The sequence below is a fragment of the Micromonospora sp. CPCC 205558 genome (assembly GCF_036902955.1).
Taxonomy (GTDB): Bacteria; Actinomycetota; Actinomycetes; order Mycobacteriales; family Micromonosporaceae; genus Micromonospora.
The window spans coordinates 176,762-191,155 of sequence record NZ_JBAKHR010000009.1; the positions used below are offsets into that span (position 1 = coordinate 176,762).

General features: G+C 70.6%; 14 protein-coding genes. 7 read left to right on the plus strand and 7 right to left on the minus strand.

Translation table 11 applies throughout. From position 1 onward, the window contains the following. Positions 1-2: 2 nt before the first annotated feature. Positions 3-794 (plus strand): enoyl-CoA hydratase-related protein, encoded by a 792-nt coding sequence (locus V6U86_RS13375; RefSeq protein WP_334502674.1) that lies wholly within the window; start codon positions 3-5, stop codon positions 792-794. Positions 795-803: 9 nt separating this feature from the next. Here V6U86_RS13375 and V6U86_RS13380 read toward each other — a convergent pair whose 3' ends face one another. Together V6U86_RS13380 and V6U86_RS13385 are read right to left on the minus strand one after the other, a co-directional pair. Beyond that, entirely contained in the window at positions 804-1,427 is a 624-nt protein-coding gene (locus V6U86_RS13380) for a hypothetical protein (protein ID WP_334502677.1), read from the minus strand. Between the two features lie 13 nt (positions 1,428-1,440). Then, positions 1,441-2,022, minus strand: a complete 582-nt coding sequence (locus V6U86_RS13385; protein WP_334502679.1) for a DNA-3-methyladenine glycosylase I — start codon at positions 2,020-2,022, stop codon at positions 1,441-1,443. 134 nt (positions 2,023-2,156) lie between these two features. Here V6U86_RS13385 and V6U86_RS13390 point away from each other — a divergent pair, with 134 nt between their 5' ends. Then, complete coding sequence (locus V6U86_RS13390; protein WP_334502681.1) at positions 2,157-3,053, plus strand: sterol desaturase family protein; 897 nt, start codon at positions 2,157-2,159, stop codon at positions 3,051-3,053. On the opposite strand, the gene V6U86_RS13395 is transcribed toward V6U86_RS13390, so the two are convergent. Together V6U86_RS13395 and V6U86_RS13400 are read right to left on the minus strand one after the other, a co-directional pair. Continuing rightward, positions 2,998-3,495 (minus strand): SRPBCC family protein, encoded by a 498-nt coding sequence (locus V6U86_RS13395; protein ID WP_334502683.1) that lies wholly within the window; start codon positions 3,493-3,495, stop codon positions 2,998-3,000. The two genes, V6U86_RS13390 and V6U86_RS13395, sit on opposite strands and share 56 nt — an antisense overlap. After that, positions 3,492-4,163 (minus strand): DivIVA domain-containing protein, encoded by a 672-nt coding sequence (locus V6U86_RS13400; RefSeq protein ID WP_334502685.1) that lies wholly within the window; start codon positions 4,161-4,163, stop codon positions 3,492-3,494. The genes V6U86_RS13395 and V6U86_RS13400 overlap by 4 nt, the downstream gene beginning before the upstream one ends. Positions 4,164-4,318: 155 nt before the next feature. Here V6U86_RS13400 and folP point away from each other — a divergent pair, with 155 nt between their 5' ends. Further along, on the plus strand, positions 4,319-5,188 hold the full coding sequence (folP, locus tag V6U86_RS13405) for a dihydropteroate synthase (RefSeq protein WP_334502687.1): 870 nt from the start codon (positions 4,319-4,321) through the stop codon (positions 5,186-5,188). An 83-nt stretch (positions 5,189-5,271) separates the two neighbouring features. Here folP and ndhC read toward each other — a convergent pair whose 3' ends face one another. Next, entirely contained in the window at positions 5,272-5,649 is a 378-nt protein-coding gene (gene ndhC / locus V6U86_RS13410) for an NADH-quinone oxidoreductase subunit A (RefSeq protein WP_334502689.1), read from the minus strand. A 129-nt stretch (positions 5,650-5,778) separates the two neighbouring features. On the opposite strand from ndhC, the gene V6U86_RS13415 reads away from it, so the two are divergent. The 3 genes from V6U86_RS13415 to V6U86_RS13425 all read left to right on the plus strand — a co-directional run bounded on the left by V6U86_RS13415 (position 5,779) and on the right by V6U86_RS13425 (position 10,424). Continuing rightward, complete coding sequence (locus tag V6U86_RS13415; RefSeq protein WP_334502692.1) at positions 5,779-7,269, plus strand: hypothetical protein; 1,491 nt, start codon at positions 5,779-5,781, stop codon at positions 7,267-7,269. Between the two features lie 280 nt (positions 7,270-7,549). Further along, the gene (locus V6U86_RS13420; RefSeq protein WP_124777423.1) at positions 7,550-9,397 is read left to right on the plus strand and encodes a 2-oxoacid:acceptor oxidoreductase subunit alpha; all 1,848 of its coding nucleotides are present in this window, start codon (positions 7,550-7,552) and stop codon (positions 9,395-9,397) included. Beyond that, positions 9,390-10,424, plus strand: coding sequence for a 2-oxoacid:ferredoxin oxidoreductase subunit beta (locus V6U86_RS13425; protein ID WP_334502696.1), 1,035 nt, complete (start codon positions 9,390-9,392; stop codon positions 10,422-10,424). The genes V6U86_RS13420 and V6U86_RS13425 overlap by 8 nt, the downstream gene beginning before the upstream one ends. A gap of 75 nt (positions 10,425-10,499) precedes the next feature. Here V6U86_RS13425 and V6U86_RS13430 read toward each other — a convergent pair whose 3' ends face one another. Both V6U86_RS13430 and V6U86_RS13435 read right to left on the minus strand, forming a co-directional pair. Continuing rightward, the gene (locus V6U86_RS13430) at positions 10,500-12,260 is read right to left on the minus strand and encodes a trypsin-like serine protease (protein ID WP_334502698.1); all 1,761 of its coding nucleotides are present in this window, start codon (positions 12,258-12,260) and stop codon (positions 10,500-10,502) included. A 432-nt stretch (positions 12,261-12,692) separates the two neighbouring features. Next, a complete protein-coding gene (locus V6U86_RS13435) occupies positions 12,693-13,706 on the minus strand; it encodes a potassium channel family protein (protein WP_334502700.1) in 1,014 nt (337 codons plus the stop codon). Between the two features lie 167 nt (positions 13,707-13,873). Between V6U86_RS13435 and V6U86_RS13440 the strand changes: the two genes are divergently transcribed. Then, complete coding sequence (locus V6U86_RS13440; RefSeq protein ID WP_334502702.1) at positions 13,874-14,383, plus strand: SigE family RNA polymerase sigma factor; 510 nt, start codon at positions 13,874-13,876, stop codon at positions 14,381-14,383. Positions 14,384-14,394: the final 11 nt, after the last annotated feature.

Below are 14,394 nucleotides of genomic sequence, written 5' to 3' on the forward strand. Positions count from 1 at the left end.
ACGTGACCGAGCCGCTGCTGGTCGACCGGACCGATGCCGTCGTCACCCTCACGCTGAACCGGCCGAACGCGATGAACGCGTTCGACGTGGCGCTCAAGGAGGCGCTGCGGGACGCCCTGGCGGAGTTGGAGACCGACCGGTCCTGCCGTGCGGTCGTCCTGGCCGGGGCGGGCGGGTCGTTCAGCGCCGGTCAGGACCTGCGCGAGCACGTGTCCACCCTGGAAAACTCCGCCAGTGACCCGCTGGGCACCGTGCGGGCGCACTACAACCCGATCGCCGCCCGGCTCGCCAACCTGCCCAAGCCGGTGATCGCCGCGGTTCGTGGGATGGCCGCCGGGGCGGGCGCGTCGCTGGCGTTCCTGGCCGACATCCGCATCGGTGGTCCGACCACCAGCTTCCTGATGGCCTTCGCCAAGGTCGGTCTGGCCGCCGACACCGGCGCCTCCTGGACGTTGCCCCGACTGGTCGGCCACGCCAAGGCTGTGGAGTTGCTGATGCTGGCCGAGCCGGTCCGCGCCGAGGAGGCCTGCCGGTTGGGCCTGCTCAACCGGTTGACGGACGACGACGAGCAGGTGTTGCCCGTCGCCCAGGAACTGGCCGCCCGCCTCGCCGCCGGCCCGACTGTCGCGTACGGGGCGATCAAGCGGCAGCTCTCCATCGCCGATGCCGGCACCCTCGCCGACGCCCTCGCGGCCGAGGCGCAGGCCCAGTCGATCTGCGGCGCCACCGCCGACCACCGAGCGGCCACGCTCGCCTTCGTCGCCAAGCAGAAGCCGGTCTTCGAGGGGCGCTGACCCGCCTCGCTAGTCGTCCTCTTCTGGGTCCTGGTTGGCCTGCTCGCCCAGCACGAACGCCTGCATGGCCAGTTCGTCACCGGCCGGCGAGACGAAGGCGGGCAGTTCACGAGGCCCCAGCTCCTGCACGTAGGACCAGAACAGTCGAACCGCCTCGGCGGGCGTCCCTGCTTCGATCGGCAGGTCGAGGCTGACCAGCCAGGTGCGCCGTGCCGGGGCCGGGCCGAGCTGGTCGGCCAGCGCCCGGAAGGCCGCTGGCTCCAGTGCGGTGACCGGCCCGTCGAGGGTCAGCAGGTCGGCCGGCACCGGCTCGTCGAAGGCCCGTCGGGTGTACGCGACGACGAGCGTCCCCGGCTCGGTCGGGGACTGCGGGTCGTCCGGGTCTTCGCGGTGGCGTTGGCCCGGGGCGGTGACCCGGCCGAGGGCCACCAGCCGTGGCGGCGCGTCGACCAGCACCGCCACCTGGTCTTCCGGCCCCGGCCGGGCGACGTCGGTCAGCCCGGTCAGCTCCAGCGTGTCGTGGTGCACGAGCCGCTCGGCCTCGTACCGCTCGGCGGGCAGCAGCACGGCCCAGGTGCCCACCCTGTCGGCGTTGCCGGCCGCACCGGCCCGGTGCGCGGTCTCGGTCGTCATGTCTGCCATCTCATCACGCCGCCGGTGGCAGGGTGACGTGACAGCCGACGATGTGATCGTCGACCATCCCGGTGGCCTGCATCAGCGCGTACGCGGTGGTGGGGCCGACGAACCGGAAGCCGCGCTTCTTGAGTGCCTTGGCCATCGCCGTCGACTCCGGGGTGATCGGCGCGAGCTCGGCGAACGACGCGGGGCGGGCCGGCCGCTGCTCCGGCGCGAAGGACCAGAGCAGCGCGGACAGGCCCTCCGGCAGCTCCAGTGCGGCGCGGGCGTTGGCGATCGCCGCCTCGATCTTGGCCCGGTTGCGGACGATGCCGGCGTCGGCGAGCAGCCGGGTCACGTCGGTGTCGTCGTAGCGGGCGACGGTCGGGAGGTGGAACTCGTCGAAGGCCAGCCGGAACGCCGGCCGCTTGCGCAGGATGGTCAACCAGGACAACCCGGACTGGAACGCCTCCAGGGTCATCCGCTCGTAGAGCGCGTCGTCGCCGTGCAGCGGCCGCCCCCACTCGGTGTCGTGGTAGATGGCGTAGTCGGGGGTGCTCGACCCCCAGGCGCAGCGAGCCAGCCCATCAGCGCCGATCACCAGGTCAGTCACCTCGTACACGCTAGGGCATCGCACCGACACCCCATTGCCACCGGTCGCCCGGCTGCCTATGGTGCTTGTTACCGACCGGTAAGTCGGGGTCACCCAGCGGTGCACCCCGCCGGCGACGGCGAGCGGAGGCCACGGTGAAGGAGTTCCCGGACGTCATCGCCTGGTCGATCCCGGCCTTCGTGCTGCTCATCGTGCTGGAGCGGGTCTCCTACCTGCTGCACCGCGACGACGACGAGGTCGGTTACGGCGGCGCCGACACCGCGACCAGCCTCGCGATGGGGCTGGGCAGCATCTTCACCGACCTGCTCTGGAAGGTGCCGATCGCGGCCGCGTACGCGCTGCTCTACGCGCTCACCCCGCTGCGGGTGGCCGAGCTCTGGTGGACCTGGCCGCTGATCCTGCTCGCGCAGGACTTCTGTTACTACTGGTCGCACCGCAGCCACCACGTGATCCGCATCCTCTGGGCGTCGCACGTGGTGCACCACTCGTCGCAGCGGTTCAACCTCTCCACCGCACTGCGCCAGCCGTGGACCGGCCTGACCAGTTGGGTGTTCTACGTCCCGCTGATCGTGGCCGGCGTACACCCGGCGGTTGTCGCGTTCTGCGGCTCGGTCAACCTGCTCTACCAGTTCTGGATCCACACCGAGCGGATCGAGAAGATGCCGCGCTGGTACGAGGCGGTCTTCAACACCCCGTCGCACCACCGGGTGCACCACGCGTCGCAGGGCAGCTACCTGGACCGCAACTTCGGCGGCATCCTGATCGTCTGGGACCGGCTCTTCAGGTCGTTCGCGCCGGAACGGGAGCGCTGCGTGTACGGCCTGACCAAGAACGTCGGCAGCTACAACCCCGTCCGGGTGGCCTTCCACGAGTACGCCTCGATCGCTCGGGACCTGCGCGCCGCCGTGACCTGGCGGCATCGCGCCGGGCATCTCTTCCGCGCACCGGGCTGGCAGCCGGCACCGGATCACACAGTCAGGGCAGCCGGCCCTGCTCGACCAGACGGGCAAACCTCTTCAGTGCCTGGGTGAGGCCGAGCTTGGAGCCGGGCCAGAGCACCGGCCACGCCAGTCGACCAGCCCGGCCGCCCGGCAGGTGGAACCACTCGTGCCAGACAACCTGGGTGCGCGCCCGGCCCAGCTGGGTGCAGCGCAGCACCCCCGGGCCGCGCAGCAGCTGGCCGTGGTGCACAACGCCGATCTCGTACGGCTCGTCGACCCGGACCACCCGCATCTCGTCGCGCAGCGTCGCCCGGCCGAGCGCGGTCACCGCCTCGATCCGGCTGCCCTCGCGCCCATCGCCCTCGACCACCCGGACGCGGGTGAACGGGATCCAGTCCGACTGACGTTCCCAGGCGAGCAGCGCGGCGAAGACCCGCTCCGCCGGGGCGTCGACGATCACTGTGGCGGTCACCTCACCGGCACCGGGTCGGGCCGCCTCCCGAAGATCGTCGGCGCCCTCCGGCTCGGTCACGCCGACTCCGACCGAACCACCGCGTCGCGCTGCTCGGTGCCGTCGGCGGGTGCCGCGGCGGTCTGCTCAGCATCGGCCGAGTCGCCCAGGGCGGGCGCCACGCCATCGGAGTCCGCCGCGGACGAGGTGGCGACGGGCACCTGGCCGGGGGCCGTCGAGCCGACCGGGGCCGAGCCGGCCTCGTCGGTCAGCGGCGCGTCCTTACCCGGCTCCACTGCGTTGTCCGACTCGGCTGCCTCGTCCGACCCGGCTGCGTTGTCCGACTCGGCTGCGTCGTCCGGCTTCGCCGCGTCCGCAGTCGTCGCCTTGCTGGCCGACTGCTCACGGGCCTGGCGCAGCACGTCCGCGTCGTCGGTGCGCCCCTCACGCAACGCGATGACCTCCGACTCCAGTACGCCGATCAGCTCGGACTTGTAACCGATGTCGTAGGCGGCACGGCGCATCGCCTGATCGACCTGGTCCATCCGGTACCCGCGCAGCCCGGTGTCGAAACGGACCGCCCCCACATCGGATTCGCGTAACGGGCGGGTGCCCGGCAACGCCACGGCCTGCGAATCCGGCTCGGCCGGCACCAGGCCGGGATCACGGCCGCTGACCAGCACCGTCACGCCGAATATCACCGCCGCGACGGTCAACGCCACGACCAGGAGGAGCAGAAGCTGACCCATGTACTGATCGTGGCATGGCAGCCGGTTCGGAGCGACCCCGCCACCCACCCCGATCACGATCGGCGCGACGCCCGCCCGGAATCACGGACGGGCGACCGACTAGCGTCGGGACCGGCCGACGCGGCGGCGACGGCGCGAACTTCCAGGAGGCGGGCATGGCCGGGGCGCTTCGACTGGGTGGGCACACGTTCGCCCCCGGCGAGCTGGTGGTGATGGCGATCATCAACCGCACACCGGATTCGTTCTTCGACCGGGGTGCCACCTACGCCGCCGACAGCGCGCTGCGCGCTGTGGAACGGGCGGTGGACGAGGGCGCGGCCATCATCGACATCGGCGGGGTCAAGGCCGGCCCCGGCGCGGAGGTGGGCGTCGCCGAGGAGATCCGACGCACGGTGGACACCATCGCCGCCGTCCGGGCCGCGTTTCCGCAGGTGGTGATCTCCATCGACACCTGGCGTGCCGAGGTGGCGACGGAGGCCGTGGCGGCCGGCGCCGACCTCCTCAACGACACCTGGTCGGGCGCCGACCCGACCTTGATGGCGGTGGCCGCGCAGACCGGCGCCGGGCTGGTCTGTTCGCACGCCGGCGGCCTGACGCCGCGGACCAGGCCGCACCGGGCCGCCTTCACCGACGTGGTCGCCGACGTGGTCGCGACGGTGACCGGGCTCGCCGAGCGCGCGGTGGCGGCAGGGGTACGCCCCGACGGCATCCTCATCGACCCGGCGCACGACTTCGGTAAGAACACCCGGCACTCGTTGGAGATCACCCGCCGACTGGACGAGCTGACCGGAACTGGCTGGCCGGTGCTGGTGGCGCTCTCCAACAAGGACTTCATCGGCGAGACGTTGGGTCTGCCGGTGGCCGAACGGCTGGAGGGGACGCTCGCCGCCACGGCGGTCTCGGCCTGGTTGGGTGCCCGGGTCTTCCGGGCCCACCAGGTCGGCCCGACCCGCCGGGTGCTGGACATGGTGGCCTCGATCCGAGGCGACCGCCCGCCCACGGCGACCCGCCGAGGGCTCGCCTGACCAGTTGGTGCGGTAACCGGTTGTTGCCGTAACCGACCTCGATCGGCCGGACAGACCGACACGATCGCCGGAGGCCGGAGCGCTCAGGTCCAGCGGAGGATGTTCCTACGCCAGGCGTAGAGGATGCCGAGGGCGAGCACCGCCACGAAAACCGCCATCTCCACCACCGTCACCAGACCGAAGCCCGGCCGGTCGAAGACCACCGCCCAGGGGAAGAGGAACACCGCCTCGACCGCGAAGAGCACATACAGGTACGCGTACACGTAGTAGCGGATCTGCATCTGCGCCCAGTCGGCACCGACCGGATCGAGCCCGCACTCGTAGCTGGCCCGCTTGCCCGGCGGGTCGGCCGGACGCGCCGGGCGTAACACCCGGTTGGCGGAGAACGCCGTAACGAAGAAGAGAACGCTGACGAGCAGCAGGAGCCCAAGCGTCGCGTACGAGCCCAGGTATCCGGTCACAGTCGGCAGCCTACCGTCCGCCCGGACGGGCCGGTCCCAACACGTTACGGATTTGTTTCCAGATGGGACTAGTGCACCGAGGCAACTGTTACCGAATATGGGACACCCACCCATGGCACCGGAGGACAGATGGCCCGCGTGAAGGCATCGCCCGGTAACCGGGCGGAGGGGCGGCGTTCCGCGCCCCTGCTGGCGCTCACGCTCGGCCTGCTCGCGGCGCTCGCCCTGGCACCGGCCGGGGCCGGTGCGGCCACACCGGTCGCGGATCCGGTCGCGACCTCGGCCGACCCGATCAACGAGCCGGGAGGCGAGGGCCCCCCGACCACCCCGGCGGAGGAGCCCACCCCGACCGAGGTGCCGGGCGGCGAACCGGAGCCGACCGAGCCGGCACCGGAGACCACCGCTCCACCACCGGAAACGACGCCACCGGCACCGGTGACCACCGCCCCGGAGGTCCCGCCGGTGCCGACCACCGTCGCCCCCGCGCCGGGCGGCACCACCCGACCGCCCAGCCCGGCTCCCCCGACGCCGTCGACGGTCCCCCCGGCCCCGTCCACACCTCCGGCTCCCCCCACACCGCCGGCTCCGCCGGTGCGCCCGTCCGCGCCGGGTTCAGCGGCACCGCCGCAGAGCCCGCTGGGCGTGCAGGTGACCACCGGCGACGTCACCCTCACCGAGGCGTACTGGAATCTGCCGAGCACGGCGGCCACCCTGCAGGTCACTGTGCACAACACGGGTACCGCCACCCAACGGATCCGCCTCTCGTACACGCTGCCCGTCGGGCTGACCGACGACGGCACGAAGGGCTGCGCCGCAGCCGGTGGTGGTGCGTACCGCTGTGGGGCCTGGACCGCGGCGGCGGGCGTCCGGTTCAGCACCGTCCTGCGCCTACAGGTCGCTGGCACGGCGTGGAAGCAGATGCCGCTCAGCGGCTCCGTCCAGGTCATCGCGGACGCGCCGGGAGTGGCCGGGGAGGCCACCGACGACCAGGGCTTCGCGGTGCTCTTCCCACCCGGACCGCCGGTGCCCGGGGTCGCGCTCGCCGCCGACGAGGTGGCCTTCGACATCAGTGGCAGCCCAGGCACCCTCACGCTCCGGCTGGGCAACACCGGCTCGGTGGACGCCGCCGGCCGGGTCGAGGTCGCCCTGCCGGCCGGGGTGACCGTGCCGAGCCCACCGCTCGGCTGCGTGGCGGTCGACGCGACACGTACCCGCTGTGACGCCGGCCTGGTGCTGGCGGGTACGACCGCCGAGTTGCGGCTGCCGGTGGAGGCGACGCCGCAGGCCCAGCGGGAAGCGCCGTTGTCCGGTGCCGTGATCGGTCAACTCGATCCACGCAGCGGACCGACCCGTCGGGTGCAGATGAGCTTCCGGATCACCGCGGCGGCCGCCCTGGCCACGCCGGTGGTCTCGCCGCCCGCGCCGACCGGCTCGCAGGGCGTACTCCCTGCCGGTGCCGCGACCGGAGACGGCGGGTTGACCTCGGTGCAGCGCACCGCGGTCATCCTGATCGTGGTCTCCACGCTGCTGGTGGTGCTGGCCCTCACGCTGGCCACGACCTCGCTGCGCCGCCGGTTCGCCGGCCCGCCGCCCGAGCCCGCGCCCAGTCCCGCCGATTGATCGACGGACGACCCCGGCACCGCCCGGCCGGGGTCGTCGGTGCGACCGGGTGGTGATCTGAATTACGGCGGGCGGGGCGTAGTATCGCAAACGTGGGCATTTTTCACCGTTGCCTGGTCCCAGTCGGCGGACCTCCGGGGATAGTTAGGGCTCCCTTAGACGTAGGCTCTCAGGTGAGGAACGACAGCGGCCGGACCAGCCTGGAGCGGTGCGGTGAAGCGTTGCGTCAAGGAGGTTCCGTGGCCGGGCAAGCCCCGCAGTCGCGAACGAAGGTGGCACAGTGACCAAGCAGATCCGTCAACTCGACCGGGTCGTCATCCGGTTCGCCGGTGACTCCGGCGACGGCATGCAGCTGACCGGCGACCGGTTCACCTCGGAGACGGCGCAGCTCGGCAACGACATCTCCACATTGCCAAACTTCCCCGCCGAGATCCGGGCGCCCGCCGGCACCCTGCCCGGCGTGTCGAGCTTCCAGGTGCACTTCGCCGACTACGACATCCTCACGCCGGGCGACGCGCCCAACGTGCTGGTGGCGATGAACCCGGCGGCGCTCAAGGCCAACCTGGCCGACCTGCCGCGCGGCGCGGACATCATCGTCAACACCGACGAGTTCACCAAGCGCAACCTCGCCAAGGTCGGTTACCAGACCAGCCCACTGGACGACGACTCGCTGGCCGGCTACGTCGTGCACCCGGTGGCGCTGACCTCGATGACGGTCGGCGCGCTCGCCGCCCACCAGGTGTCCAAGAAGGACGCCGAGCGGTCGAAGAACATGTTCGCGCTCGGCCTGCTCTCGTGGATGTACTCCCGGCCGTTCGAGTCGACGCTGCGCTTCCTGGAGCGCAAGTTCGCGGCCCGCCCGGAGCTGGTCGCCGCGAACGTCGCCGCCTTCAAGGCCGGCTGGAACTTCGGCGAGACCACCGAGGACTTCGCGGTCCGCTACGAGGTCAAGCCGGCGAAGATGCAGCCGGGCACGTACCGCAACATCACCGGCAACGCGGCGCTCTCGCTGGGGCTGGTCGCGGCTGGGGTCCGCTCCGGGCTGCCGGTCTTCCTCGGCGCGTACCCGATCACACCCGCGTCGGACATCCTGCACGAGCTGAGCAAGCACAAGCGCTTCGGCGTGCTCACCGTGCAGGCCGAGGACGAGATCGCCGCCGTCGGCGCCGCGCTGGGCGCCTCCTACGGCGGGTCGCTCGGTGTGACAACCACCAGCGGGCCCGGCGTGGCGCTCAAGAGCGAGACGATCTCGCTCGCTGTGGCGCTGGAGCTGCCGCTGGTGATCGTGGACGTGCAGCGCGCCGGTCCGTCGACCGGCATGCCGACCAAGACCGAGCAGGCCGACCTCAACATGGCGCTCTACGGTCGGCACGGCGAGGCGCCGGTCGCGGTGATCGCGCCCCGGTCACCGTCGGACTGCTTCTTCGCGGCGCTGGAGGCGGCCCGGATCGCGCTGACCTACCGCACCCCGGTGATCCTGCTGTCCGACAACTACGTCGCCAACGGCTCGGAGCCGTGGCTGCTGCCCGACGTGGAGTCGCTGCCCGACCTGCGGGTCGAGTTCGCCACCAAGCCCAACGGTGAGGACGGCACCACCTTCCTGCCCTACCTGCGTGACCCGGAGACCCTGGCCCGACCGTGGGCGATCCCCGGCACGGCGGGCCTGGAGCACCGGATCGGCGGTCTGGAGAAGGCCGACAAGACCGGCGACATCTCCTACGACCCGGCCAACCACGACTTCATGGTCCGCACCCGCGCGGCCCGGATCGAGACGATCCCGGTGCCGGACATCGAGGTGGAGGACCCGGACGGCGACGCTCGGGTGCTGGTCCTCGGCTGGGGCTCGACGTACGGGCCGATCGGCGCGGCGTGCCGCGGCGTCCGTCAGCGCGGCCTCTCCATCGCCCAGGCGCACCTGCGGCACCTGGCGCCGATGCCGGCCAACCTCGGTGAGGTGCTGCGCTCGTACGACAAGGTGGTCATCCCGGAGATGAACCTGGGCCAGCTCGCCCATGTCATCCGGGCCCGCTACCTGGTCGACGCGATCAGCTACAACCAGGTCCGCGGCCTTCCGTTCACGGCCGCCGAGCTGGAGACGACGCTGGAAGAGGTGCTGAAGAATGTCTGAGCCCGTGGCCGTCAAGCTCACCGCGAAGGACTTCAAATCCGACCAGGAGGTGCGCTGGTGCCCCGGCTGCGGTGACTACGCGATCCTGGCGGCCATCCAGCAGTTCATGCCGGAGCTGAACATCCCCCGGGAACGCACCGTCTTCGTCTCCGGAATCGGCTGCTCGTCCCGCTTCCCGTACTACATGAACACGTACGGGATGCACTCGATCCACGGTCGGGCCCCGGCGATCGCGACCGGCCTGTCGGTGTCCCGGCCGGACCTGTCGGTCTGGGTGGTCACCGGCGACGGCGACGCGCTCTCCATCGGTGGCAACCACCTGATCCACGCGCTGCGGCGCAACGTCAACCTCAAGATCCTGCTGTTCAACAACCGGATCTACGGCCTGACCAAGGGCCAGTATTCTCCGACGTCCGAGGTCGGCAAGATCACCAAGTCGACGCCGGCCGGCTCGGCGGACGCCCCGTTCAACCCGCTCTCGCTCGCTCTCGGCGCGGAGGCCAGCTTCGTCGGGCGGACCATCGACTCCGACCGCAAGCACCTGCAGTCGGTGCTGCGGGCCGCCGCGGAGCACGAGGGTTCGGCGTTCGTGGAGATCTACCAGAACTGCAACATCTTCAACGATGGGGCGTTCGACCAGCTCAAGGACCCGTCCACCCGGGACGACTACCTGATCCGCCTGGAGCACGGGCAGCCGATCACCTTCGGTGCCGACGGGCGGTTCTGCGTGGTGCACCCGCCGGGCGGCTTCGGCCTGGAGGTCCGGGACACCAGTTCGGTCCGCCCGGAGGAGATCGTCGTGCACGACGCGACGGTGACCGACCCGGCGTACGCCTTCGCGCTGTCCCGGCTGCCCGGTCTGGACCTGCGCAACACGCCGATCGGGGTGTTCCGCTCGGTGGACCGACCGTCCTACGACAGCGTGGTGCAGGCTCAGCTCGCGGCCGCCAAGGCGACCGTCACCGAGACCCCCGAGCAGCAGCTCGCCGGCCTGCTGAACAGCGGCGACACCTGGACGATCATCTGACCGTACGACAACGGGAAGGGCCCGCAACCGGTTGGTTGCGGGCCCTTCCGTTTCGTTACCGCTGGAACAACCGGATCAGAAGACCAGGTTGAAGCCGCCCCAGCCGGTGCCGACGACCTTGCCGCTCGAGTCGATCCACTGGCCGTAGCCGTTGGTCGTGTAGAGCCGCATGTCGCCCTTGCTGTTGACGCCCAGCATGTCGACCATGTTGTCGCCGCTCCAGTCGCCCGGAACGATGATGTTCTTGAAGCCCTGCCAGCCGCTACCGATCTTGGTGCCGAGCGGGTTGGTCCAGCCGCCCTTGCTGTCGGACTGGTACAGCTTCAGGTCGCCGGTCGAGGTGCGACCGATCAGCACCTCACGCCCGTCGCCCTTCCAGGCCCCAGGGGTGAGGAACAGGTTGAAGCCGTTCCAGCCGTTGCCGATCTTGGTGCCGAGCGGGTTCTCCCAGCCACCAGCACCATTGCTGGTGTAGCGGATCAGGTCGCCGTTGGACTTGCGCACCAGAAGGCTCGGCCGGTTGTTGCCCAGCCAGTTGTTCGTCACCATGAGCGCGGTGAAGCCCTGCCACCCGGTGCCGATCTTCTTTGCCCCCCCGACGAATTCGCCCTTGCCATCGGTGTCGTAGATGAACAGATCACCGTTGGGCTTCATCGCCATGATGGACGGCTTCTTGTCGCCCTTCCAGTTGTAGACCCGGAAGACCCGGCTGTAGATGCCCCAACCGTTGCCGATCTTCTTGCTCAGGTAGAAGCCACCGATCCCGTTGTTGGCGAACCCACTGCCCATGTACAGCTTCAGGTTGCCGGCGCTGTCACGCGTCAACAGGTCCGAGTGACCATCGCCGGTCCAGTCCGCGTTGATCAGCGGCGGACGGGTCAGGTCCGCCTTGATCGAGTTGGCGTAGTAGCTCAGCCGCTCGTAGTAGCCGGCGGACGAGCCACACGGCTGGAAGCCCCAGTCGGTGATGCCGACCTGGACCCCGTTGACGAGCAGCGGACCACCCGAGTCGCCCGGGCAGGTGTCACTGCTCGGCAGGGAGGGCGTGCCCGACCCCGCGCAGATCATCCGGTTGGCGTCGTAGAGCCCCGGCGCGGCGCAGTCGGCGTTCGACCGCATCGCCACAGTGGCCTTGCGCAGCCGACTGTCGGGGAGTTGTTCATCCGACGAGGTGATGCCGAAGCCGGCGATCTGGGCCGAGGTGCCGGCCGCGTACGGCTTCTGGTCGCCCTGGGCGCTCAGCGACACCGGGGTGTATTCGGTGGGCAGCGCCTGCTTGAGCGTGAGGACCGAGACGTCGTCCAGGATCGGCGGGTCCGGTTCCGCGTACTGCTGGGCGATGTTCCAGCCCGGGTGGGTCCAGGTCGAGCCGACCTCGGCGACGAAACCGCTGCCGCCAACGATCTGGCCGTTGTTGTCGACCAGCCGGTCGTTGCCGGCGATGACCCGGGTGGTGCCGGGACCGTCGGCGGTGCAGTGTGCGGCCGTCAGCACCTTGTTGCGAGCGATGATCGTGCCGGTGCACCAGTACCAGTAGAAGACGCCGTCGAACTCGAGCGTGGTGACGACGCCAACGATGTACGGGAACTCCGAGGCGCTCGCGAGGTTACCCCCGAAGATCTTCGGAGTGGCGCCGGTGCCGGACTGGAACCGTCGGCCCTTGGCACCCGGCTCGGGAAGCGTGAGCTTTCCCTTGTGGAGGTTGCGCAGCTTGCTCTTTTGGCCGGTGGGTGAATCACCGGTCACCGCGTTGAACACGCCGTCCCCCGCGGGGGCGGCCTGAGCTGCCGTCGCGGGCACGAACGCCGCCACGCCGAGGAGAGCGAGGCTCGCCACGGCCCCGGCGGCCCATCGCCGTCGGGCTCCTGCGGATGTTGCCACTTCAGCCACTGATTGTTTCCCGTCGTTCGACTACGAGGCGCTCGGGGCTGCCCGGGATGACCTGCGGGGGACGCGACGGGTGAACGACAAGCCACACAAGGGCGGATCCGCCCGGATCTGAAGATTTCCCCGTCGTGCCTGCGCCAACGACGCTGCGCCGACAAGCCCCGGCAGCGACACCCATTGACAGCTCTAAGCGGGGACACCGTAGCAAGGGTTCGTTCAGGAAGCTGCCCGGTAACGAGTTTTCTCCATGATCCGCAACCGGACCGCGACGAACCGATGGGGTCAGTGCAGCCACGACCCATCCGGACGGGTTGGGACCTCCAACCGCCCGGCGGTCAAAACTGGATGTCCGGCAACGTCAGCGGCGGAGCGGTCACCCAGTCAGGCGGTGGTGGCCGACTGGGGACGATCGTCGCGTACGTGCACCAACATGTCGCCGGTCTCGATCACCGCGCCGGCCCGGTCGGCCAGGGTGACCACCTTGCCCCGCCGCACCAGGGCGATCACCAACGAGTCCAGCTCACGCGGCGAGCGACCCACCTCGTGCCGCTCCGCAGACCGCATCGCCAGCGCCATGCCCTGGCCGGGAGTGAGCAGATCCTCCACGACGTCGATCAGCGGCGGCGCGGAGGTGGACAGGCCGAGCAGCCGGCCCGCCGTGGCCGAGGAGACGATCACATGATGGGCGCCGCTCTGCTTGAGTAGCGGGGCGTTCTCCGCCTCCCGCGCCGCCGCGATGATCCGGACCTGCCCAGCGGTGAGCTGCCGGACGGTCAACGCGACCAGCACCGACGCGTCGTCGCTGTCGGTCGCGATGATCACGGCCTTCGCGTTCTTGACGTGCGCCTCGTTCAGCACCGACGACCGGGTCGCCGAGCCCTCGATGGCCACCAGCCCGGCGGAGGTGGCCTGCCGCAGGGCGGCGGCGCTGCGCTCCACGACCACGATCCGCGAGCGGTCCAGACCGTTCTCCATCAGAGCGGAGACCGCGCTGCGCCCCTTGGTGCCGTAGCCGCAGATGATGACGTGGTCCTTCACGGCTCTCCTCCACCGCGACAGGCGACGGCCGGTCCGGTACTGCTCGGTCAAGACTTCCAGGGTGGTGCCGACCAGGATGATCAGGAAGATCACCCGGGCCGGGGTGATGAAGAGGACGTTGACCAGCCGGGCCGACGGCGTGGCCGGCGTGATGTCCCCGTAGCCGGTGGTCGAGAGCGACACCACCGCGTAGTAGAAGCAGTCGAGCAGGGTGAGGCCGTCCTCGTTGACATCGCGGTAGCCGTCCCGGCCCAGGTAGACCGCGGCTACCACGGCGAAGACCAGGCCCAGGGCGGCGGCGAGCCGTAGGCTCAGCGCGCTCAGTGGGCCCCGACGCTGCGCGGGGAAATGGATCACTGTCGAACCTGCTCCCCCGCCGTCGCCTGCACGACCACAACATAGCGGGTACACCGGGCATCGCACCTCCGGGCCGCCCGCGGGCAACCGGCACCGGTCTCGGACCCGACTACTGGACGACAACAACGAACCGGTGCGGGCCGGCAGACGGAGGGGGTACCACCCTCGTGACGACGAGCGGCAGACGACGAGCCGAGGCGGACGAATACACCGAGTACGTCCGGTCCCGGATGGTCCAGTGGCGGCGCACCGCCTACCTGATGTGCGGGGACTGGGACCGGGGCGACGACATCCTGCAACGGGTGCTCACCGAGCTGTACCGAAACTGGGCACGGGCGCGGCAGGCCGACAACCCGGACGCGCTGGTACGCACCATGCTGCTGCGGCGGCTGATCGACGAGCGGCGGTTGCGCTGGACCGGGGTCCGCCTCGGCACCGCACTGCCCGACGTGCCGACGGCCGCGACCGACCCGACCGACCGGATCACCCTGGTCGGGGCGCTGCGTCAGGTGCCGCCGCGGCAGCGGGCGGCGTTGGTGCTGCGCTACTTCCAGGACCTCAGCGTCGAGGAGACCGCCCAGGCCATGGGCTGCTCGGCCGGGACCGTCAAGAGCCAGACCGCCAAGGGCCTGGCCACGTTGCGCACCCTGCTCACCCCCAGTCTGACCGGCAACTGAGAGGAGCGACG